This is a genomic window from Bacillus sp. FSL E2-0195 (genome assembly GCF_038003645.1).
GTDB classification, from domain to species: Bacteria; Bacillota; Bacilli; order Bacillales; family Bacillaceae_G; genus Bacillus_A; species Bacillus_A mycoides.
In genome coordinates this window covers 2,418,308-2,442,918 of the sequence record NZ_JBBOPN010000001.1, presented here as the reverse complement: position 1 = coordinate 2,442,918, position 24,611 = coordinate 2,418,308, and the positions used below count along the sequence as shown (strand labels likewise).

Here is a 24,611-nt window from a genome sequence, read left to right as displayed (position 1 = left end):
TTTTTCAATCGCATGCGTGTATGATGTCATGCTCATTTCTTAGTAATTTTATAGCAGATCACTGGAATCTCTTCATAATATTAACATTTATCTTACTTAGTTTGATAACTATATCATGATAATTCCTATAGTTTTTTATAAAAATATTGTGTACTTTTCTCGAAGTATATACGACATTTGATTACAAATATATTATTACCACTACGATTTTAATTTGTTTAAAACGTACAAAGAGAGAATTGAAACACTAAATTGCCTTATGAAAAGGTATTACTGTATTATTTATTAGAAAATTGAAAAAACATGTGTAGATAGCTATCATTGTAAGTGCATATATAATTAACTTTAATTTTCTGACATAATTCCACATAATTCTTAAACTATTTTTTTGCGTGCATTATGAAATAAAATATTGTCCCATGTCAGTCTTTAAAAAATTATATATCATAACTTTAAGGGAGGAAGAAAACTATGAAGATGAAAAGAAAAATCATGATGACGACAGCACTTGCAGCTACATTGGCTACAGGTGCACTACCAAGTACATCGGTGTTTGCTGCTGAAAAAGAGGCTCCTATCCAACAAGAAGAGACACAGATGAGTATTCAACCATTTGCACAAAATAATTTGGAAACAGCAGTTAAAGCTGCCTTAAATGGTCCAGAAGTTAAAAAAATTAAAGTATTTGAGCATGAATTTAATGTAAAACCAATTGAAGTAGTAAATTTAGGTGGCGGTAAAACATATGTTAAGGGACAAATTTCTCATCATTTAAGTTTTCGTCCAGATGATCAATTTTATTATGAGTTTATAGTGCAAGATGGAAAGGTAATAGATAAGCCTGTATTTAATATTGATAGAGGTGGTTGGACACCATTTACTGCTCCACTTTTATCAATTCTTGCTGCGTATAATGGGATTCCAGTAAATCCAAATGATTTAAATGCACTTGGTCAACAAATTGGGAAAGTTATAGATGGAAGCTGGGAACATGCAGCCCAATCTATCGCAACTGTAGTTAGTTTAAGTTTTAATGAATAGAATTTTTAAATTTTTATTAGCATTGTAGAGATCCACTTTTCCTAAGTAGCCTTGTTATAAGAAATTCTGAAACAGCTATAAATAGATTTTTACCACTCAGTCACATTATCTTGATTTGTTAACCACCTTATCATTCATTATAAGTCACAAAATAGAAGTCTTTTTTAAGACTTCTGTTTTGTTTGTATACAGTACAGCGGAAAGTTTGTTTTTTACCTATCTATGCTTCAATTCTTTAAGAATCCGTTTGACTATTAGATACAATTTATTACAACAAACTATTAAAATCTCAAATAACTTCCTACCCTATTTTGATTTTTTCAAACACAAAAATTCATTACTTTAAGAATGAAAACAATAGATGTAGTAAAAAATCATCTTGTTTTATTATATCTATTGTTTAAAAGTCAGGAGAGATAAAATGAACAAAATAAAAATGAGGAATTTTTTTAAAATTAGTATCCTTACTTGTTTCACACTAGCAAGTTTAAGTACACCATCTACTATTTTTGCTGATAGTCATCCAGGTTATTCCTATGAATCCAATATAGGCTATCAAAACCCAGCATGGATGTCGAAAGTAGCAGATTCAACAAAATTGAGTGAAATATCTATTCCAGGTACTCACGGTACAATGGCTTTACATGGAGCAAGTTTTCTTGATGAAAATTTGACAAGAAATCAAACTATGAATCTACCACAACAATTAAATTCCGGAATTCGATATGTAGATATGCGTGTTAAACGTGTAAAAGATTCTTTTGCAATGTACCATGGGATTGTAAATCAAAAAGCAATGTTTGAAGATGTATTAAAAGAGGCAATTCAATTTTTAAAAGATCATCCTACAGAAACAATTTTAATGCGCTTAAAAGAAGAAACTACTCCTGAAAGTGGCTCACTATCATTCGAGGAAATACTTAATAAATACAAAGACCTTAATTCTTCCTATTTTTGGGATCCGAGTTCTGTACCAACTTCAAAAAGAAATAATCCTACTCTAGGAGACATCCGAGGGAAAATTGTAATCTTACAAAACTTTACAGCCTCTCAGCAATATGGTATTAATTACGATTGCTTAAATATACAAGATACATTTGAAATTGAAAACGGACCCGACGGAATGTATGAAAAATGGAATGCGGTGAAAACCCACCTTCAAAATGCAAATAATAATTTTAATAATGATAAAATCTATCTTAACCATTTTAGTGGCACAGGTGGTGCTGCTGCATTATTAAATAATGTTTATCCTTGGTTTGTTGCAAGTGGTAAAGAGAGCAGAAATACTGATAGTAACCCCAAGATGATTCAAAAAGCTACAACTAATGCGTGGGAAGATTTCCCTCGTGATATAAATGGTCAAGTATTTTATGGTGGAATGAATACACTTGGAACTGAGTTCTTACAACAAGGTGGAATGAAACATACTGGTATCATTGCAGCTGATTTTCCTGGACCAGGTTTAATTGATAGTATCATTAAATTAAATGGTATACATTCGTATGAAAAAGAAATATTAATTTCGCAAATTTCTTCCGAATCTAGTCCTTTATCCGGTCAAAAAAATCGATCCAGTCAAAACTTTAAAATTGATAGTTTACCTGTAGGTACTAAGGAATTAAAATGGATTATTGAGCCTTCAGAAAAAGATCATCCTTCTACTATTTCTTTCAATGTAATGATTGATGTTTCCCTAGGTACAGATTCTATTCGTTGGAAAAATATTTCACATGGATCTAGGACTGAAGCTTATACGAATACTAAATATTATATTGCAAGCCCACTTGGTGCCACTAACAAATTTACAGTGAAAATATACGCTATTACAAATTAAAAAATAAAGAACCCCCAATGGAATTCCTTTTTGATGGAATACCATTGGGGTTCTTTAATAATTTCATTTCGTATATATTGGGATGAAGAGTAAAAATTGCACCCCTGTTCCGGTATTGCACATAGAATAAGTGATAACTACCCTTTTCCACTTATCATTTATTTAAAACTGGCTTCCAAATCGATAGTGCAAAAATCCAATTTGGATCGCCGTTCCCTTGATAACTTTGAACCGCTTCATACACTTTTCCCTCATGTACTACTTTATCACCTTTATTGTATGCTTTTCTTGCATCCCATTTTTCATAAGTAGAGCCATCTAGTTTTGTTGCTACAGTTAAAACATCACTTCTACTAGACTCATTTCTAGCTAAATCAACCGCTGTCACTACATATTTGTACGATGTATTTGCCTTTAAATTTTTATCCACAAAGGATGTATTATCCGTTGTCCCAATTTTATTCATAACCCCTGCGTTTTCTCTATATACAACATAATGGTCAACACCTACATTATCTTCAGACGGACTCCACATCAAATCAACAGTTGTCGCTGTTGTACCCATACTATGTAATCCTTTAGGTTGAGTCGGAGCCTCTATATCTGGGATTGCATTTGTTGTCTTAACCTTTAGTTTTTCACTTTCTTTTGATATATTTCCAGCAGAGTCTAATGCCTTTATTGTATAGGTATATTCCGTATTTGCTTTTAGTTTTTTATCAATAAAAGTTGTACCTGGTACCGTATCAATTACTTCTCCATTGCGTAACACTTGATATTCTTTTACACCTATATTATCAGTAGAGGCCTTCCATGTTAGTTCAACACTATTGGCAGAAACTTTAGACGCATTTAATCCAGTTGGTTGACTTGGAGCTACTGTATCGGGAGCTTCATTATTTACTAGATTTACATCAATTACATTATAAAACGCATTTGACGTATCTGCTACATCCCATACAGCTAAAATAACATGATAACCATTGCGATCAGTTGGTACATTAATTGTATGTGTTAAATTATTTGATGCTGCCGAACCGTCATGTTTCACAGTTCCAATTGGTTCTAATTCAGCACGTGTTAATGGTTTATTAGGATCCCATCCCTTTTTGGTAATGTAATAATGCCATTTACTTGTAGAATGTGCCGCTGTGTATTTCCATGTAAATGTATTTGCTCCCCCCTTTATTGTGTTTTTGAACCAGCGATTTGATGTTTGTTGGTCAAGAATCCCTCCAAACAGTCCTCCTGCCGAAGCGATTTTCCCATCAATCGGTCCACCATCTGGGAATCCTTTAGGTGCTTCTAGACTTTGAGGTTCGTACATTACATTTCCACAATTTAAATTTAATGCTCCATAATTCTGACTACATAAAGCAGCACGACTACTCGGCTTTTCAACAAACCCATGTGCATATGCACTTTGAGGAATCATTGTAATTGCCGTCACCCCTGCAGCTAAAACACAAGCACCAATTCCTTTTTTACTTTTTCTTAATCTTTCTAACTTAGATGTTAATTTCAAATTCATACTTGTCCCCCCAATATATTGTTTATGCTAATATAATAGCAATATAGGGATAAACGAACAAATCACCTACTAATATATTAATAGTTCAATAACATAAACACATTTAGTTTATTTATTAACCTGATATGGGGATAAATTAAGCAAATTAATTCTATTTTGTAACATTATGTAGTAAAGAGTTTATAAAAAACCAATAAAGATTCACAAAAAATCCAAATATCGATTACTTAATTTTTTACAACCACACCCCCACACGATAACTACATTATTAAGCAGGTTTCATGATTTATTACATTCTCTCGCCACCTGACAAAATCAGATCAAAAACATATCCCTGCATATTATCGATTAGTTCAACCACATCTGGATTTTTATCGTTGCTCAGCGACCAATTGATTGACACCATTGCGTTTGCTGTATACAACTGAGCTACAAAGTCAATCGGCACACTTACTTCAACCTGCTGCTCTTTCAAATAGGAATAGCAGGCATTATATAAAATGGATTCTAATTCTAAACGTAAATCCGCTGAGGGAACACGTACATGGAGTAAAGTTGCAACCTCTTTTTTTCGCGCTGAGATCTTATCAGTTATCATATTAATAGCTTGAGCCACATTTCCATTCTCTATTAATGCGAAACGAAATTCAATTTCTTCCTTGAACCAGCAGACATAATTTTGCACTAATTTTTCCAAAAGATCATATTTATCTGCAAAATGGCTGTAAAATGTGGACTTACTCACCATAGCATGTATGCAAATATCTTTAGTTGTAATTCGCCCAAACTCTTTTTCGTTCAAGAGGGTAATAAGTGTATTAGAAATATTTTTCTTCGTTTTATAAACGCGAACATCCTCTCCCATTAATAATCAATCTCCTTCCCAAAGTTGCTTATCAAACCATTTATATCCTTATGGTTCGATTTCGTACTTCTTACCCTTTCCTGCTTGTTGTTTCTTTAATATACTTCTCTTATCCTTACCTTGTAGTCAAATATAAGGAGGGATTTTATGTTTAAACAGTATGTAAACAACGAACAGTTCAATTTGCAAATTAACCGTTTTTTCAACGATTTCTATCAAGACGATGAGCGGGCAAATCAGGATTTGCAAGCCATCATCCCAAGACTTACAGACACGGACAGCTGGTATAACACTTGGATAGAATATGCAGCAATGCGGGAGCATCAGAAAGACTTCGATCTGGCTTCGGTTTATTATCAGGCTGCCGAGTTTTATATGGAATCATCCGATCCAAAAAAAGAAAAAGTGTACCAAAAATACCGTGAAACTTTTTATAAGGGCTTTCATGACTTTGAGTATGAAACCTATAAAATTCCTTATGAAGATTCCTATCTTCCTGCAATCAAATTCATGACACCAGGCGCATGTAATACACTACTTTTCTTTGGAGGCTACGATTCCTACATGGAGGAAATGATGAAGATGATGAACTACCTCATAGGAATCAATTATAATATTATAGTTTTTGATGGACCTGGACAAGGAACAGCACTGAAAAACGGCTTAAAATTCATCCACAACTGGGAGAAGCCCGTTTCCACAGTCATTGACTATTTCAAACTTGACCGTGTTAGTATTCTCGGAGCTTCTTGGGGCGGCTACTTGGCAATGCGTGCCGCCGCTTTTGAAAAACGAATCGACAAAGTCATCGCCTTTAATATTTTTTATAGTGGCCTTGATGCACTCAAGATGCGCATGCCGGATAATATCTGGAATAAATTGACCACGCTTCTGGCTACTAATGAAGCTGACAAAATTAATACCATGTTTAAACAAATGATGGCCACCAGCATCGACCTGAACTGGAAAGTTAAAAAAGGTATGGAAAATACAGGTGAAAAAACGCCATTTAACTTACTCAAAAACTTTGAAAAACATACGATGGCAGGAATCGGTCAGTTCATAAATCAAGAAGTATTGCTCCTGGCTGGTGAAGACGATCAGTACGTTCCAATTAGCCGATTACCGCAAATCGAATCGGAGCTATGTAATGCAGCCTCCATCACTTCTGTAGTTTTCACTAAGAAAACTGGTGGTGAACAACATTGTCAGGCTGGTCATCGTCACTTAGCTTTTGATGAAATTAAAAGATTTTTGCGACATAAATTATATTGAGAAATATGAAGCGTTTTAGCACTTTCAAAATTTTTATTTTATTAGCACATTAGAACATGGTGACATTCTTGCCCTTCTTATAGTGTTCATGGTGACCATCGTGTCACTCCTCAAAAAGACTGATATTATTTTCATAAAAGAAATCCCCCACGTATTTGTGGGGGATTATTCTGCGTTTTACTTATAATGAAATATGTGAAATTTTGTTTATTACAAACCTAAAATTCCAACAATCTGACTCGCCTTTAGATTAGTAATATAATAGTACATCTCTAAACCCTTTTTTTCAGCCTTTAGCACCTTCCCCCTCATTTTCGATAAATGTTGGGAAACAGTGGATTGTGGAATTTTTAAAAGCATCGTCAATTGTGTAACATTACATTTTTTATACTGAATTAACTCGTTTATAATTATTATTACTAAATCTAACAAAAAAATTTGAGTAGCCCCCCTATTAACTGTACTAATTATAACTAGAGCTAGCCCTTTTCTTTAAATTCCTACTTTAACTAGACCATACGGAGTTAGTGATATGAGTTCGAAAATTTTTTCACCTTTTCTAAACAACTTATTATATTATTTTTATCTAATAAGGCACAGAAACAAATTAAAAAACTTTAGTGCTCCTGAAAATCTCTTGAGGAAAAACGTTTTTAGGGTGAAACGTTTTTCAGGGTACTTTTATACTGACTCTTTTCCTTAAAATGTTTCTGTACCTAATATTTAAATTAACTTATGTCAAAATATTTCGCAATACAAGCGCTAAATGCTACATGGATATATAGAAAATGACACTTTTTATGAGCATACCCCATCAAATACTTATATTAAATATAGAAAGTCACCTTAATATTATTAAATTTGTTAAATTAAATAATGAAAATGGAGAATACTAACTTTATAATTGTCACAATTTAATTTATATATCTACTCTTTTATTACTCGTAAAAATCATTTGATAATTCCTTCAATATTAATTTATGAAATGCAGAGACCATCTAAAGCAACAATTTTCTTACATTAGATTGTTTTTCTATTTAATTTATTTTGTCGAAAAAAGTCGATATTTTCATATTTTTTTCATTTAATTATTGTACATTTGCACATTTAGTGTTAGGATTATGCCTATTCAAATTAGATCCTATTGATTCCTCTTTAAGATTTCTTTATTTTATTTGTGAAAATTAGTTACTTTCTAGTAAATTCCCAGCAATAATACAGCAAACTACACTAATAATAATTCTAAAATTATATTTTCATCTCGTAAATTCATAAAAAGGAATTTACGTCAAACTATATTTTCTATCTGTGTATATTCATTCTTTATTCAAACATGATTAATCATAAGTTCTAACTCGTTAATCAAATTTAAATAACAATTTTGATTCTAAAATAAGTTCAAAATCAAAATAAATATATTGTTATTTCAAAATAATGTTGTAAACTATCTTTAGAATGGAAAGATTTATGTAACAGCATGTTAAGGGGTTACAGGGGGAATAAAAATGAGAAATTTTTTCGATGATAAGTATAAAAATATTGAATTAAAAAGGAGACTATTAAATATAATCAGTGAAATTAGTGAATTAAAAGGAAAATTAGCTGCTTATCAGGAACAAAATCCTGATATATTTACTAGCTTAGAAAAAACCATACCACTTCATTACATAAAAAACTTTACTACTACCTATGAAGATATAAAAGTCCCAAATAAAAGATTAAAAGAACTTATTTTAGATGATATAGTACCTCAAAATATTTCGGAAGATGCTATCTTTTGTTTTTATCAAACACTTACTTTTGTACATAAGAATTCCTGTGATTTATTAATCAATCCAGAGACTATACAGGAATTACATTTTCAATTAATACATTACATTACCTCTGACAGTGCCAAATGGCGCGAAAAACCGTTTACTATTCCAGGTATTCCTGAAAACGGAATGCACTTGAATAGTTACCGCATTCTTCCACATGAGCTTATTCCACAAGTAATGGAACAATTATGTGATCAATATAACTCATTAAATTCTAGTAAGGGCCATCATTCACTTTTATTAATAGCTCGTTTTATATTTAATTTTTATTGCATAGTCCCTTTTAATCAGGGTAACGGCAGATTGGCACTTATGTTAATGCAATTGCTATTAATTAAGAGTGGAAATACATTTGTAAAATATGTATGTCTGGATAAATACATTAAGAAAAATGAATCTGAATATTACAATTCGATTTATAAATCTTCGGTAAATTGGTACTGCGAGGAACATAATAGTAGCTTTTGGTTAAAAACGTTTTTAACTATTATATTAGAGGCGTACAAAGATCTTCATAATACAGTTCTAGATTCTATATGTAAGCATACTAAAGTGGAGAGAATTCAGGATTTTATCCTTAAACAAAAACAACCCTTTACTAAGGAGTGTATTCGTAACACATATCCCGACATAGCAGAGAGTACAATCAGTAAGGCTTTGAATTCCTTGCAATTGTTTGGCCAAATTAAGCTAGTGACAAAAGGAAGAAATGCTAGTTGGATTAAAGTTTAACTATACTTGTAAAACACTTACAGTTCAAAAAAGAAAATTATAACTTTATCATTTAAATTCATGCCTTTGGACTCTTATTCATTGAATCTCACTTTAATATATTAAGCTATTATTACTAATTTAGTTATTTCTAATTCCTACAAAACACAAAACGCTTTATAGGAATATTTGTCGAAAAAAGTCGCATTTTAATATTTTTTCTTTATTTTCTGGTTGTAAACGTTTCATTTTCGTGTTACCATCTTAATCAAACAATAGATGGTAATAAAAATGAAAATATTTCTTTCCCTTAGAAACATATAAACGTACGGTCATATCAAGAAAATAAGGCCAAAGAAATATTTGATACCTATCCAAATTACCAATAGGAATTTTGCCGCATTAACTTTCTGTTATTTCAGAATAAAACTTCACATTTTGTCCCTAAACAAAATTTGTTAGCGTGCAAAATTCAAATACACTAAAACACCCAAATAAATGAAATGTCCTTTTTTATTGAGCATTGAGGTATGAAAAAATAATTCTTCCTACAAAATTCAGCTGAGTAACATAAAGACATCTAAATTACTACCTTTATCGCCATCTATTGTTGACAACATATTTACCAACTATTAAAAAGAACCTATCAAGGGTTCTTTTTTATTATAATCATTCAAATTTCACTTCTATCTTGATACTTAGATTTCTACACAAATTACATCTACTTTTTTACTCTCAATTATTGAATTTATAATATAGTACTTCAATTTTAGTTATTCTTGATCTCAATCCGTTTAAATTAGTGAATAAAATTCAAACATATAAAAATAATAACTACAACTAATCGTTATATATTAAAGAGGTGTCAATTTTGTCCTTAAATGAAAAGACCCTAGAAACAAAGACAGATAAAACCATTGAAAAAATCCAAACAAGTAACTTAAAAGAACTTAAAAATACATTAGATAACATCTTTGATATTAGTGCAGATTTGATTGAACATCCTTTGCAATTAAAAACAAACACGAATATTTTACTATATTATTTTGAAGGCCTTACAGATGGTGTTGCATTAAAAGGAAATGTTGTTACACCATTATTACAAGAAGTGAATGAAGACAGTCAAATATTTAATTCTAATATTATTGCTACTCATACCAAAATAGTATATACGTGGAATGAAATTAAAGAAGGATTACTTGAGGGACAATGTGTACTGTTTATGGAAGGAGAAAAGAAAGCCCTTCTCATTAATACAAAGGGATGGGCAGAAAGATCAATTCAGGAACCTATTTCAGAAGTTACCATTAAAGGTTCTCATGATGGGTTTATTGAGAATGTCACTAAAAACATAGGTCTGATTCGTCGATATATTCCTTCTACTGAATTGAAAATTAAAAAAATGACAATCGGAGAACGGGCCACTACTTTTGTATATTTACTTTACTTAGGCGATGTAGCTAACGAAGATGTGGTACAGGAAGTGGAGACAAGAATCTGTAAAATTAAAACTGATACAGTATTGAGCGTAGGAGAATTGTCCAACTTTACAAAAGATCAAAATTGGACTCCCTTTCCACAGGCTTATTTAAGTGAACGCCCAGATGCTATTTCTAATCATATTCTTGATGGTAAAGTAGCAGTGTTAATTGATAGATCTCCTGGTGCAATGATCGTTCCAATGAATTTAATTGGATTTTTTCAGACTCCCGATGATTATAATGTACATTGGCTGATTGCATCATCTTTTCGCTTATTACGATTTTTAGGATTTATTATAGCTATATTTTTACCCGCAATATATATTGCAATGGTTTCATTCCACTTTGAAATCATTCCTTTAGATCTATATACTTCTATTGCAACGTCAAGAATTAAAGTCCCTTTCTCGCCTTTACTAGAAGCATTTATTATGGAAATCACATTAGAAATGCTTCGTGAAGCTGGTATTCGTCTACCACAACCAATTGGACAAACCATTGGAATTGTTGGAGGTATTGTAATTGGACAAGCAGCTGTTCAAGCAGGGCTTGTGAGTAATGTTATGGTTATTATCGTGTCTATTACTGCCATTGCATCATTTGTTGTTTCTAATTATGATTTATCAAGTTGTATTCGGCTTATTCGTTTTCCAATGATGTTATTTGCCTACTTTTTTGGAATTGTAGGTATTGTTAGTGGATTAATGCTCTTATTTGCTCATTTTGTTTCACTAACTTCCTATGGTTCACCATATGGATTGCCAATTGCACCATTTCGTCTCCAAGAGTTAAAAGATTCTTTTGTAAGATTTCCAATTTCTATGATCACCACCCGCTCGAGTACAGGACAGCCGAAACAAAGAAAGAAAAAAGAAGGTGGTTCACATGGGGAATCTTAAATTCCAAAACATAACTTCATTCGAATATATTGTTTTCATTCATTCACTGCAACTAGCATCAGGTATGCTAATTATGCCAAGCCCTCTTGCCACTACCGCTGGTACAGACGGCTGGATTTCTATCATTCTGGGATGGATAATTACTTCTATAATTGGCGTAATTATTATATTAATGTTACAAAAAAATCCTAACAAAAATTTCTCTCAGATCTTAAATGCATACTTTGGTAAATGGCTAGGAACAATTTTTCTTCTTTTATATGCCTTTTATCTATTTTTTGCTGGTTTTAATACTTTATTAAAGGCAACTGATATTATAAAAGTGTGGATATTCCCCTCCACTCCTGCTTATCAAATCTCCATATTATTACTATTGCCTTTTATTATTTTAGCCCTGAGTGGGTTAAGGGCTCTTACTAGTTATTCTATGCTTGTTTTCTTCTTCACTACTTGGATGCCACTATTTCTTCTTTTTTCACTAAAGAGTAACTACAATCCTTTACACCTACTACCTATTTTTAAAGATGGCTTATACCCTATTGTAAAGGCAACAAAAGAAACCATTACTCCTTATGCGGGCTTAGAAATTGCATATTTTATTTATCCGTTCTTACAAAAAAAACAAAAAGCCATAAAAGGAATACTAATAGCGAATACTGGAACCATGTTTTTCTATCTATATGTGACTATTCTTTCTTATATATACTTTAGTCCGGAGGGGATAAAAGACGTAATTTGGCCAGTATTTCATCTGTTAAAAGGAGTTCGTTTTTCTTTCATAGAACGATTAGAAATTTTATATATCGCTTACTATTTGATTGTATTTTCCACTACAATATATCCGTATTTATTTTTCAGTTTCGAATCTGTGACCATTTTATTTCAAAAAACCGTTCGCAATTGGGTGCTGGTTGGTTTTATGCTTTTAATAGTCGGCTTATTCGTTTTTCTAAATCCCGATGTGGATCAATATTTATTTATATATTCTCTTATGGATATCTTAAATATCCTTTTCTTTATTCTATTACCAATCTTCTTTTTCGCTTACAGCATTGTTTTTACTTGGTTTACTAGGAGGAAACAGCTTTGATTCGAAAATGGATATGGATTGTAATCTGTTGTGTATGTTTAATTGGTTGTGGTCAGAGAATTCCTCTTGAAAAAGTTTCTTTAATCCTTTTAATCGGCTTAGATAGTACTTCTAATGGAAACATAAAAGTGGGCACAAGCATACCACTCTTTCATCATAAACAGCAAAGCAGTACTGTAGAGCATTGGGTTCAGGCGTCAACCATATATGATGGATTTAGCAAAATGGATACGAAATTAACAGGGTATGTGACATCATCCAAAGCTGAAGTTATTTTAATTGGGGATAAATTAGCACAAGAAGAAAATTGGATACAGGCGCTCGATTCATCTTACCGTGATCCTTACGCTACCATTAATGCTAAAGTAGTGCTTGTTGATGGACCGGCAGAAGATATGTTTAAAGTTAATAGGCCTGATAAGCCATCACTTCCATCTTATATAAATGGTGTAATCGAGTCTTCAATTCAAAATAATCAATCCGTCTCTTCTACAATTCAACAATTAATGAGAGAAAAAAATGAACAGGGAATGACGCAAACTGTTCCCATTATCAAGAAAACAAATAATGAAATTGATACGGTAGGAATTGCATTTTTAAATCATCAAGGAAAGTACTTAACGAAGATTCCTAAAACCGATGTGAAGTTTTTCAACCTTATTAATAAGTCAAAAAATACAGGTCGGATGATACTACACCTTGTTCTTTCTCCAAAAAAATCTGATAAAAAGCCAAATGCGTCTGTTTTCGTACAAAATGCAAAGAGAAAAATTAGTGTTGATTTCCAAAAAGGTAAATTTATTTTTAATATAGATGTAAGTATGGATGTATCCTTAATTGAAAAAACCAACGGAAACTTAACTAAAACTCGTTTACATGGTAATAAGAATATAGGTAGATTGGAACATGAAATCCAGGAAGAGTTCAATAAAAAATTACAAGGCATGTTACAGGATATGCAGAGAAATAAAATTGATCCAATTGGTTTATCATTACACGCTAGAGCTTTTCAATATAAAGAATGGAAAAAGGTAAAAGAAGATTGGTTACGCGCTTTTTCAAAAGCTAAAATACGTGTGAATACACACGTTAAAATAAAAGATACAGGAACAATTAGAAATTAAACTATCTAGATTATTTTTAGCCAAGAAACCTTCCCCCTCAATTTGTGTGAAGGTGCATAGCACCAATAAGTTAAGTGGAAGATGAATTCACCTTTCTTGTAGGGAAACATGTGTTTCTAGGGTATATATGGTTCTGGTGCAAAGTTTCTCAAGAGATAAACAGAGGCATGAATATATGAGGAAATATTATGAGGCTACTAGTAATTCCTGTAATTCATGATATACCGAAAAGGCGAAGTCTCCAAAGAGACTCCGCCTTTTCAACGTACAATGAACTTCAACAAAATGTTTTAGTTTTAACGAATTCCCCGAAATAATTCTCCTTCCTCAAGCGTGTGAAGGGCGTAGCCCAACGGTAGGTGGGAGAGGAATTTCGGTTTGGCATAGCCAAAAGCTTTTGATAAACTAGCTATATGAAGTTCTTTGATAACTTGATATATGAGGTTGCAGGAAGAAGATAGAGTGCGAAAACCAAGCCATTCGGTTCCTGCGTAAAATATCAACCGTACCAAAAGAGCGTCCAAGCGTTGGACATCTAGGGATGGAACACCCCGAAGTAACGCTCAGGGAGACGAAAGGTTGCTTTCATCGTGGAACTGAGAAGCTCCCACTTCAAGCTTTGCTAAGTGGCGAGTAGTTCACAGCCATCGATTAAACTTCCTGATGTATATTTTCTTTATAATTTCAGTAACTAGAGCATATATTGTTAAAATTCCAAATAACCACGGGAAATAATACAACGGAAGTGGAGTTAAGCCAATTTGGGTACTTAACCTGGTAAATGGAAGGGAAATCCCTATAATCATAACTAAACCTGTAAGTATCAAAACAGGTCTAGCAGCCGTACTTTGTAGAAAAGGAATATGTTGAGTACGAATCATATGCACAATTAATAATTGTGTTAGTAACCCTACTACGAACCAACCCGTTTGAAATAAGGATTGCATTTCAGGAATATTTGCACCAAATATATTCCACATTACGATAAAAATGATTATATCAAAAACACTACTTACCGGCCCAATAAAAATAATAAAACGAAATAAATCTTTTGTATCCCAACTTCTTGGTTTTACTAAAAATTCATTGTCTACTTTATCCCACGGAATTGAAAGTTGGGATAGATTATATAGTAAGTTTTGACATAATATTTGAATTGGTAGCATTGGAAGAAAAGGAAGAAATGCACTAGCAATTAATAAACTTAATACATTTCCAAAATTTGAACTTGCTGTCATCTTAATATACTTCAGTATATTTCCAAACGTTGTCCGCCCTTCCACAATAGCATCTTCTAATACATGTAAATTCTTTTCTATAAGTATAATATCTGAACACTCTTTAACGATATCATCTGCTGTATGGATAGATACACCAACGTCAGACTGTTTTAAAGCAAACACATCGTTAATTCCATCCCCCATAAATCCAACTGTATGGCCATTCATTTGAAGTGCCTTAATAATACGAAATTTTTGACTAGGATTTAATTTTGCGAACACACTTGTTTTACTTGCAAGTTTTACTAATGCTTTATCAGGAAGACTATCAATTTCATAACCCAGTACTGGTTCTCCTATATACAAGCCCATTTTCCTACATACATTTCTTGTCACGGACTCATTATCACCAGTTAAAATTTTCACTTGTACCCCTTTCTTTTGTAGAGTATGAAGTGCAGCCATAGCCGATTGTTTGGGTGGATTTGAAAAACCAACATATCCAACAAGTATCATATCTGATTCATCATCAATAGAGTAACTCCCCACTTTATCACTCTTTAACTGCTTATATGCAACTGCAACAACACGCATCCCCCGTTCCTGCCAGAGTTCAATTAAGTGTTTATTTTTACGTTGGATTTCATCTGTAATAGGAATTATCTTATTATTTTCTTTTATATAACTACAAATTGATATAACTTCTCTAACAGCACCTTTACATAGTATTATTCGTTCGTTAGCATTTGTTTCTACAACAACTGAAACTCGTCTTCGATTAAAATCAAATGGGCATTCATCTATTTTTGAGTATTGAGATATATCATATTCACTACTATCTCTTACATAACGCATAACCGATAGATCAATTTCATTTTTATATGCTGTATGAAAGTAGCCATTTAAATACGCTAATTTCAAAACCTCATCCGACTTCTCTCCATTAGTATCTGTATGGCATACCAGGTCCATTTTATCTTCTGTCAATGTGCCTGTTTTATCGGTACAGAGAATATCCATAGCTCCAAGATTATGGATAGAAGATAGTTGTTTTACAAGTACCTTCTTTTTACTCATATTAATAGAACCTTTAGCCAAATTAGCGGTCACAATCATTGGAAGCATCTCTGGAGTAAGTCCAATCGCTACAGCTAAAGCGAATAAAAATGCCTCATACCAATTCCCATTTATAAATCCATGTATTATCATAACAATAGGTGTCATGATAATCATAAATTTAATTAATAGCCAGCTAACTTTGCTTACCCCTTTATCGAATCTAGAATCAGATTTCTTGTTCAGTTTAAACTGATTCTTTGCTATTGAACCAAAGTAAGTATCTGTTCCAGTACCCACAACTATTGCTTTTGCGGTACCACTTATAATATGAGTTCCCATAAAACAGAGATTTTCCAATTCGATCAAATTTTGGATTTTTCTAATTTTACGTTTTTTGTACATATGGAAATACTGATTTGTTTTAACAATGGGTAATGCTTCCCCTGTTAGTGATGATTGATTTACAAGTAAATTTTCCGATGAGATGATTCGTACATCTGCAGGTACAATATTCCCGGCAGATAATTCTATAATATCCCCTGGTACAAGATTCTCAAGAGCAACTTGTACCTTTCCACTTTCTTCTAATACCGCCCTCTTATTTTCCTTATATAAAACATCTCCCCCCCTGAGGGCAGTTACCTTTCCATATACAAGATTTTTTAATTTTTCTATAGACTTCTGAGAACGAATTTCTTGTATGAACCGAATTAACACACTTACAGCCACCATAATCCCTACAATAATAGTACCCTTTATATCATTAGTAAGAAAAGATAACATCCCTAATATGATTAGAAGAGAAATAAACGGACTTCTAAAAGAATTAAATAATGTTATATACCATTTTATTCTTTTTTGATAAATCACTTTATTTTCCCCATATACTTCAAGCCGCTTAGTAGATTCTTCCTGAGAAAGTCCATGAGACGATGTTTTAAAAAAAGCTAACGTCGACTCAACATCACTTTTTGCAATTTCACTTAGCATTTTATAATTTTTTCCTAGTACTTCCTGATTATAAAAAGATTTTTTTTTATTAGATCGCAACAACTTAACCTCCTACCCATTAAATAAAATCCCCCTGTTTTTTCAAAATATAATTTTAAAGCTACATTTTTATAATCACCCTGAATTTTTAATCAAATTTAGAAGTGCAATCGCACTTAAATAGTATTATTCTCACCGTAAAAAGTAATTTTTATTTATAGGTTTCCTCTTATTAGCAGCAAAAATTTTGAATATAATGTGGTCTGTCGCAAGTATAATAGTGTAGATGCTTTATTTATTATTTTTGAAGTTAGTTTTAACTATATAATGGATTATGAAGGCCCATAAAAATCCTAAAACAGCTCCTATTAATACATCCAGCGGATAATGTACTCCTACCCAGACCCTTGAAAAAGCAATTAAAAAAGCTAACAATAAAAATGCTTTCCCTAAACGTTTTTCATATAAGCATAAAGTTATAGCTATTGCGAAGGCACTTGTAGCATGATCACTAGGAAAAGAGGCATTAGCGCTATGCTCAACAAGTTGTTTTATATTCAACTGAGAAACAAATGGTCGTTCTCTATAAAAAAACAATCCAATAATTCTATTCAACACAAAAGCAAAACAGCATGCTATAATAGCTTGAATTACACAGGTTCTATTTTTATATTTTTTATTTAACCAAAGAATCATAAATAATAGTATGAACATATACTGAGCATATTCAGCAAAAAAGATCATTAAATAATCGATGTATACATTTCCTTTCACATGCTCATTTATATACCGAAATCCATTATAATCTAGATTGTTTATTAAATTTAACATTTCTCCTCCATAAGCAAATATATTATCTTTTTTTATTGAAAATTGAGATATTTATTAAAAGTCCCATTACTATTAAATTAGCCATTAAAGAACTTCCACCATAACCAATAAATGGAAGGTGGGGTGCCTGTAAGAGAGAACATTCCCCTGACACCTCCTAAATTAACAATAGATTGAAGACCTATCATACTCCCGATTCCTATTGATATTAGACCTCCAAATTGACTTTTACACTCTTGAGCAATCTTAAAAGAGCGAAGTACTATAGTTAATAAACCAGTTAATATGATTAGTACCCCTATAATTCAAAGCTCCTCAGATACAATTGACATAATAAAATCAGTATGAGGCTCAGGTAAAAAACCTTCCTGTTGAATACTATTTCCATACCCACGTCCACTAACTACACCAGATCCTATGGCAATAAATGAATTTACAAGTTGGTAACCATCCCCTTTTGCATCAAGAAATGGATTGAACACCGTTGTAATACGTGCCATTTGAACATCAGATAAACCAAACCTAAAAAGAAAGTATAAAGTCGGTACCCAAACAATTGAAGTAACAGTTATCCATTTCATTAAAATAGAAATGTTTATTCCAAAACATATAAACATACTTACCCCTATTCCTGAAATTAATAATGCAGATCCTAGATTGGGTTGTTTGTATATCAAAAAGAACGTAAACATTAAAAACAAAATAACTTTACCACTGCCTTACCAATATGATTTTTGCACCTCTTGACGCTTTGAAAAAAAAACTGCTAGTACAATAATCACACCCAGTTTAATAAATTCTGCAGGCTGTATTCCAAATATCCAAGATTGTGCATTATTAACAACTTTCCCTTTCCATAAAACTAAAAATAGTAATATAATACTTACAATTACAATACACACGGAAACGATGCGTTTTTTCCATATATGTAAAGGTAGTCCTATACAAATTATTAACCCTATTACTCCTAAAAAAGTTTATTTAATTGAGAGCGAAAAAAGAAATCACCACTATAACCATAATTTTTTACTGCAACAATTGAGCTAGCACTATACATCATCAAAATTCCAAATATAATTGTAACGATAAGCGAAAACACCAACGGATAATCCAGTAACTTGAATATTTTTTTCATTTCTATTCTCTCTTTCTCCATGCTTCCAAGAATCTTGTCTACAAACTTTACGGGAACGAAACTAGGTATAAAAACTTAGTATAAATTTTTTATAAGCCTAATAACATTTTTGCAATGGTAAAGTACAGAATTAACCCCGTCCCATCGACTAATGTCGTAATGAACGGACCTGAAATAACAGCTGGATCCAACTTTAACTTATTTAGAATCAAGGGTAATACAGATGAAACAATAGACGACCAAATAACAATGAATAATCCAGTTATAGCTACAACTTGTGCGACTTCTGTACCTACGCCTAAAGTGTACGCACGAATTAATGCCGCCACGGCTAATGTAAGCCCAAGTAAAATACCTACTAATGCTTCTTTTTTCATAACACGAAATATATCTTTAAATTTCACCTCATTTAGAGCTACAGCACGAACCAATGTAGTTACGACCTGTGTACCTGTATTTCCACCAGTTCCAATTAACAATGGAATAAAGAAAGCCAGTGCTACTACATGAGTCAAAGTTTCTTCATAATGTCGAAGTACAGAACCAGTATATGCTTCCGCTACAAACAGAAGTAATAACCAACCTATACGTTTACGGTATATTTGCCAAATAGAGGTTTCGAAATATGGCTTATCTAATGGGGTGCTCCCTCCTAATTTTTGAATATCTTCAGTTGCTTCTTCTTCGAAAACATCCATTGCATCATCAAAGGTTATGATACCTATCATCCGATTATCCATCGTTGTTACAGGTATAGCAGATAAATCATAATCCATTAGCTTTTGTACAGCTTCCTGTTGGTCTAGATCCACTGAAACTGAAATGACATCTGATGCCATTATTGATGATAAAGTCTTATCATCTGAAGCTAGCAATAATTCACGAATAGAAACAATTCCATTAAGCTGACCACGCGTATCAAGAACATAAATATACGAAATTGATTCTACCCCTGCACCAATTTTTCTAATATGCGACAGCGTATCTTTCACTTTCCAATTTTCCCTGGCGGCAATATAGTCAATTGTCATCAGACTGCCCGCTGTTCCAGATTGAAAAACCAGCAGACTTCTAATTCTTTGTTGAGATTCTTCAGACATAAGTTGTATCAGCTTTTTAGCCTGAAGTGCATGAATTGAAAGAATTACATCAACAAGGTCATCGATAGATTGCCTTGCTAATAGCTCTTCACCTTTATCCAAAGGCAAATTGGTACAAATATTATATTGCTCCTCTGGAGTAAGGTAACTAAGAATTTTCGCACCTTTTTCAGTAGGAAAATATTTCATTAAAGATATCTGATCTTTATGATGAAAATCTTTCATTTCCATTGCAATATCATAGGATTGATTTTTTATAAGCTCTCGCACTAAATGTATGTCTTGTGTCTTTAATAATTGTTGCAAACATTTTTTCATCGTAATTCCTCCTTAAGGACAATGGCACTTGTTATCATTTTCCCACTTCTGGGAAAACAAATTTCTTAATAAATATGGGATCAATATCATCAATCATTAGTTTTCCCCCCTTTTATAAGAGATTTATTACAAATAAAATTTTGCATATAAAAAACCTCCCCTAGTGATTCAACTAAAGGAGGTTGATTTAAAAAAGACATAGCTAAATAAAGCTCATTCCCCCTAGTTGAGTTTTGGCACTATACAACGTAAAGGATGAATCTTTCATCACTTAGCTATCTTAAGAAGAGCCTTAATCCGACAATTCCTGTTCTACCCATTGGCATCTTTCGATATTTTTGGGCAATAGCCTGTGTTTGTATAGGAGCCTCACCTAACAGGTTATAAATATTTTAAATTTTTTATTCGTTTCGTGTTAAAGCATATCCACTATTTTTGAGCTTGTCAAGTAATAATAAAACTTATTTCTTCATTTTTTGATATCATACCATTCCCAACTCATAGATATAAACAGCTGTATACTGATTTATATTTATACAACGAACTTTACAATTTATGCGCTAAATTTTCTAAACTATAAACTATTAAATTAATTTTTTTTATTATTACACGTGTCCTGACGCTTTATAATTGAAGAATGGTGTAAAAATAAAATATTTAACGTATTATCCGAAAGAATGCTCCTTCCTCAAGCGTGTGAAGGGCGCTAGCCCAACGGTAGGTCGGAGATGAATGATTGCTTTCTTCGTGGAACTGAGAAGCTTCCACTTCAAGCATTGCTAAATGGCGAGTGGTTCACTGTATTTTATTTCAAACAAGATTTATACAAATGAAATGATTTATAGATTTCCTTATATAAATCTCTCGAAATATTTGAAATTTAAATATAAAAAAGTAGAAAGCATTCTTGCTAACAAAAATGCTTTCTGTTTTACACGATTTTTCTAGTATTTATTTATTTTTATTAAAAAAGATATAACTAGGGTCATAAAATAACCATTGATTATCACCAATACTTAACCATCCATTTTGTTCCTTATATACAGAATATGATTCATTTTTATTTAGTTTACGAATTACTTCATAAGTCGTCCCAGGTCCCTTGCGCAGATTTACACCAGAACCAGTTATGGTAACAACACCTATTGAATTATTGTTATCATTATTTAATACATGTAGCATTCTATTCAGAAAGGCAGCAGCTTCTCCGCGAGTGGCTGTACCTTTGGGCATAAATTCGTTTTTTTCATTTCCTTTTACAATCCCTAGTCCATAAACACGTTGTACAGCCTGTTTATCATACGCTAAGTTCTGATCAGTAAAAGGCAAGTCTACTAGCTTTCCAATAATATTTTTATACTGTAACGCTCGATCAATCATAATGACCACTTCATCACGCTTAATTGTGTCATTTGGAGCAAAAATATTATCTCCCCTACCACTAATGATTCCAGCTGCTGCTGCACGATTAATCCCATCTATTAATGAGGGGTGTGCCGTATTAAGATCAGTAAATTTTGAAGTGCCCTCAGGCAACTTTAAGGCTCTAGTAATAAATGTTGCAAATTCTGCTCGAGTAACAAGACGATCCGGCCAATATGAACCTTGTCCATCTCCTACCATAATCCCTTGCGATGCTAATTCACGAATATCTTTTTCATACCAACCACCGGTAATATCATCTTTATTGTTAGCGTTATAATAGTTTTTTGTACCAACTAAGAAATCATTCCAAGCATCTCTTTTAATCATTTTTGATGGACAAATTTTCCCGCTCCAATTTTGATGTTTAACCACATGATATTCATATTTCTAATAATTACACGCATTTTAGAGTAGCGTATAAAAAAAGAACTACAATGATAAAGAATAATTTACCTCTTGAATTTCAGAGTTTAACAAAATTTTATGCAGTGAATATGGGGAAATTATGTCCGTTATTTGAATTCAAATATTTATCTATAGTAATTATATATTCAAAATAAAATTAACTTATTCAAAACAGGTCTGTTTTCTCACGGACACCAATAAACAGCACGTTCCATCGGTGCCTGTTCCTGTTCATGTCCCTTTTCTTTTTTCTTTGATTCTACTATCTGTAGAATCATAGGAAAGGATGACTTATTTACGATTGAATTTATACCGGGTCTATTTAATTGATATGGTGAACCTCATTATAAAAACTAAAATAAATTACACTTCGCAGCAAAATCAATTCATAATAATTAATCAAGAGACGCTTATACAAATAGCTGCTGATCCCTTCATTCTCTTTTAAATTTCAATATAATAATTTTTGGTATAAAGATATTTCTATATTTAGAGTAAGACAGCACAATAAATTTGAGTATTTATATCATTTTATTTATTTCAAATAGTATTTCAAGTAAAATAAGGGATTTTTTTCATTTTTATTTTTCTGTATTTTCTAATTTCATATGTTATAATGAAAAAAACTTAAATTTCGACATTTTTCGTCAAAAAAGGAGAGTGCTCTATGAAACAATCGTTAACTTTTAAAGAAACAATCCCTATTGGACTTATGCTGTTTGCAATATTTTTCGGTGCAGGTAATATGATATTCCCTCCATTATTAGGATATTCATCTGGAACGAATATTTGGATATCGATTTCGGGATTTGTTGTGAGTAGTATTGGACTTCCATTACTAGCCATCGCTGCTATTTCCCTTTTTGGTGGAAATGTTAGTACCCTTGCTAGTAGGATTCACCCCGCCTGTGGTGTTATTATCCCTCTTATCATTTATTTAGCAATTGGCCCTTTTTTCGCCATTCCTCGTACAGGCACTGTTTCATATGAAATGGCAGTTGCCCCCTTTTTAAGTAACACCATGCAAAATCAATGGTATATATTACTCCTATACACATTTGCATATTTCGCTATAACGTATTATCTATCTTTAAATCCCTCTAAATTAGTAGATAGAATTGGAAAATATTTAACCCCGCTGTTACTAATCATGATTAGTATTATTATTGTTAAAGCAATTTCTTCACCAGTTGGATCTATTTCAACACCCTCTGATTCATATCAGGAAGCTCCTTTTTTCAAAGGATTTATTGAAGGGTTTTTAACAATGGATGCCCTTGCTGCTCTCGTATTTGGAATTATCGTAATTAACGCTATAAAAGAAAAAGGTGTTACAAATAAAAAATCCATTGCTAAATCTACTATAGTAGCAGGGCTTATAGCCGCACTTGGATTATCTATCATATATATATCACTTGCTTATATTGGAGCTACTTCTCAAACATTTGGCACATTTGAAAACGGAAGTGTGTTATTAACAAATTTAGTACAACATTTATTTGGGCAATATGGTCTTTCCTTATTAGGAATTACAATGTTATTCGCATGTTTAACTACATCTGTAGGACTCGTTTCAGCATGTGGGAGATTTTTCACAACACTATTTCCAAAGATTTCTTATAACAAAATCATTTTAATTATTTGCTTATTTAGCTTTGGAGTATCAAACCTTGGTTTGTCTATGCTAATTAAACTTTCCCTACCTATCCTAATTGTTATCTATCCTGTAGCAATTGTGCTAATTATCCTCGCTTTTTTTGATCGATTTATAAAAGATAAGCAGGCTGTCTATGTTGGATCAGTTTTAGGAGCATTACTGATTAGTATAGTACAAGGATTAGAAACAGCAGAACTTGCTAGTGACTCGTTGCTTACTTTCATGCAATACGTTCCTCTATATAACGAAGGAATGGGATGGATTTTAATAGCCTTACTTGGCAGTTTGATTGGTTTGATGATTTCAGGAAGAACTAAACAGTGTTCTACTACGTAAAATCATTAAGGCAATTGTAATCATTGGAACAATGTAACTCTAAAGGGGCGTCTGATTCGTGTACAAAAAGAAAATATATAAACGAAAATAGTATCGGGATTGGATTTTTCCTGGTAATAACATTATGTTAGCTTCTTTGAACTCCCCCCACTTAACACTCTTACGAGATGTTTGAAGTGGGGGATTCCTGCGAACACCGATGTATCCACCAGTTATCTTAGCAGGCTCTGCCCGTAGTTCCTACGGTAAGAACTGAAGTGTCTTGTACGTTGACTCATCACGCTTCCTACTTTAGCTTGGTTTTCGCAACTTCGGCAAGCGTGGGACGATGGAACGTTGAAGATTTTACGATTGCAACGATTTTTCTGCAACCAACCTCATTTCTTCAGTTTTCAAAGAGCAATCTGTACAAGTATATGCTAGCAAACATTTTGACTTACGCCATCCGACATTCATCTGCCACC

General features: G+C 32.5%; 14 protein-coding genes, 2 pseudogenes and 1 riboswitch. Of the genes and pseudogenes, 8 read left to right on the top strand and 8 right to left on the bottom strand.

The features are described from left to right. The first annotated feature begins 471 nt into the window (after positions 1-471). Positions 472-1,041: a hypothetical protein gene (locus tag MHH59_RS12455; protein WP_016127004.1), complete on the top strand. Its 570-nt coding sequence runs from the start codon at positions 472-474 to the stop codon at positions 1,039-1,041. A gap of 421 nt (positions 1,042-1,462) precedes the next feature. Continuing rightward, a complete protein-coding gene (locus tag MHH59_RS12450; protein WP_016127003.1) occupies positions 1,463-2,878 on the top strand; it encodes a phosphatidylinositol-specific phospholipase C in 1,416 nt (471 codons plus the stop codon). 154 nt (positions 2,879-3,032) lie between these two features. Here MHH59_RS12450 and MHH59_RS12445 read toward each other — a convergent pair whose 3' ends face one another. Next, on the bottom strand, positions 3,033-4,409 hold the full coding sequence (locus MHH59_RS12445) for a lytic polysaccharide monooxygenase (RefSeq protein ID WP_002168344.1): 1,377 nt from the start codon (positions 4,407-4,409) through the stop codon (positions 3,033-3,035). A 289-nt stretch (positions 4,410-4,698) separates the two neighbouring features. Continuing rightward, complete coding sequence (locus tag MHH59_RS12440; protein ID WP_002085457.1) at positions 4,699-5,274, bottom strand: TetR/AcrR family transcriptional regulator; 576 nt, start codon at positions 5,272-5,274, stop codon at positions 4,699-4,701. A 147-nt stretch (positions 5,275-5,421) separates the two neighbouring features. Between MHH59_RS12440 and MHH59_RS12435 the strand changes: the two genes are divergently transcribed. Next, positions 5,422-6,549: an alpha/beta fold hydrolase gene (locus tag MHH59_RS12435; protein ID WP_016127002.1), complete on the top strand. Its 1,128-nt coding sequence runs from the start codon at positions 5,422-5,424 to the stop codon at positions 6,547-6,549. A gap of 210 nt (positions 6,550-6,759) precedes the next feature. Here the strand turns inward: MHH59_RS12435 and MHH59_RS12430 are convergent, their stop codons facing one another. Next, positions 6,760-6,987 carry a helix-turn-helix domain-containing protein gene (locus MHH59_RS12430; RefSeq protein WP_404476175.1) on the bottom strand — a complete coding sequence of 76 codons (228 nt, stop codon included), beginning with the start codon at positions 6,985-6,987 and terminating at the stop codon, positions 6,760-6,762. Between the two features lie 1,067 nt (positions 6,988-8,054). Here MHH59_RS12430 and MHH59_RS12425 point away from each other — a divergent pair. The 4 genes from MHH59_RS12425 (at position 8,055) to MHH59_RS12410 (ending at position 13,671) form a co-directional block, all read left to right on the top strand. Next, positions 8,055-9,098 (top strand): Fic family protein, encoded by a 1,044-nt coding sequence (locus MHH59_RS12425; protein WP_340851298.1) that lies wholly within the window; start codon positions 8,055-8,057, stop codon positions 9,096-9,098. Between the two features lie 850 nt (positions 9,099-9,948). Further along, positions 9,949-11,457 carry a spore germination protein gene (locus MHH59_RS12420; protein WP_002185801.1) on the top strand — a complete coding sequence of 503 codons (1,509 nt, stop codon included), beginning with the start codon at positions 9,949-9,951 and terminating at the stop codon, positions 11,455-11,457. Then, a complete protein-coding gene (locus tag MHH59_RS12415; protein ID WP_016127001.1) occupies positions 11,444-12,547 on the top strand; it encodes a GerAB/ArcD/ProY family transporter in 1,104 nt (367 codons plus the stop codon). Before MHH59_RS12420 ends, MHH59_RS12415 begins: the two co-directional genes overlap by 14 nt. Beyond that, positions 12,544-13,671, top strand: coding sequence for a Ger(x)C family spore germination protein (locus MHH59_RS12410; protein WP_016127000.1), 1,128 nt, complete (start codon positions 12,544-12,546; stop codon positions 13,669-13,671). Before MHH59_RS12415 ends, MHH59_RS12410 begins: the two co-directional genes overlap by 4 nt. 638 nt (positions 13,672-14,309) lie before the next feature. Here the strand turns inward: MHH59_RS12410 and mgtA are convergent. The 5 genes and pseudogenes from mgtA to MHH59_RS12385 form a co-directional block, all read right to left on the bottom strand. Further along, positions 14,310-17,003 carry a magnesium-translocating P-type ATPase gene (mgtA, locus tag MHH59_RS12405; RefSeq protein ID WP_340851296.1) on the bottom strand — a complete coding sequence of 898 codons (2,694 nt, stop codon included), beginning with the start codon at positions 17,001-17,003 and terminating at the stop codon, positions 14,310-14,312. A gap of 228 nt (positions 17,004-17,231) precedes the next feature. Next, positions 17,232-17,771 carry an undecaprenyl-diphosphatase gene (locus MHH59_RS12400; RefSeq protein ID WP_033729449.1) on the bottom strand — a complete coding sequence of 180 codons (540 nt, stop codon included), beginning with the start codon at positions 17,769-17,771 and terminating at the stop codon, positions 17,232-17,234. Positions 17,772-17,793: 22 nt separating this feature from the next. After that, a pseudogene (locus MHH59_RS12395) lies at positions 17,794-18,906 on the bottom strand (FtsW/RodA/SpoVE family cell cycle protein). An 89-nt stretch (positions 18,907-18,995) separates the two neighbouring features. Beyond that, positions 18,996-20,324: a magnesium transporter gene (gene mgtE, locus MHH59_RS12390; protein WP_002185814.1), complete on the bottom strand. Its 1,329-nt coding sequence runs from the start codon at positions 20,322-20,324 to the stop codon at positions 18,996-18,998. A 211-nt stretch (positions 20,325-20,535) separates the two neighbouring features. Beyond that, a riboswitch (M-box (ykoK) riboswitch) is annotated at positions 20,536-20,712 on the bottom strand. Positions 20,713-21,275: 563 nt separating this feature from the next. Continuing rightward, positions 21,276-22,124, bottom strand: a pseudogene (locus MHH59_RS12385) (S-layer homology domain-containing protein); the annotation flags it as partial. Between the two features lie 697 nt (positions 22,125-22,821). Between MHH59_RS12385 and brnQ the strand changes: the two are divergent. Further along, positions 22,822-24,147, top strand: coding sequence for a branched-chain amino acid transport system II carrier protein (brnQ, locus tag MHH59_RS12380; RefSeq protein ID WP_003189324.1), 1,326 nt, complete (start codon positions 22,822-22,824; stop codon positions 24,145-24,147). Positions 24,148-24,611: the final 464 nt, after the last annotated feature.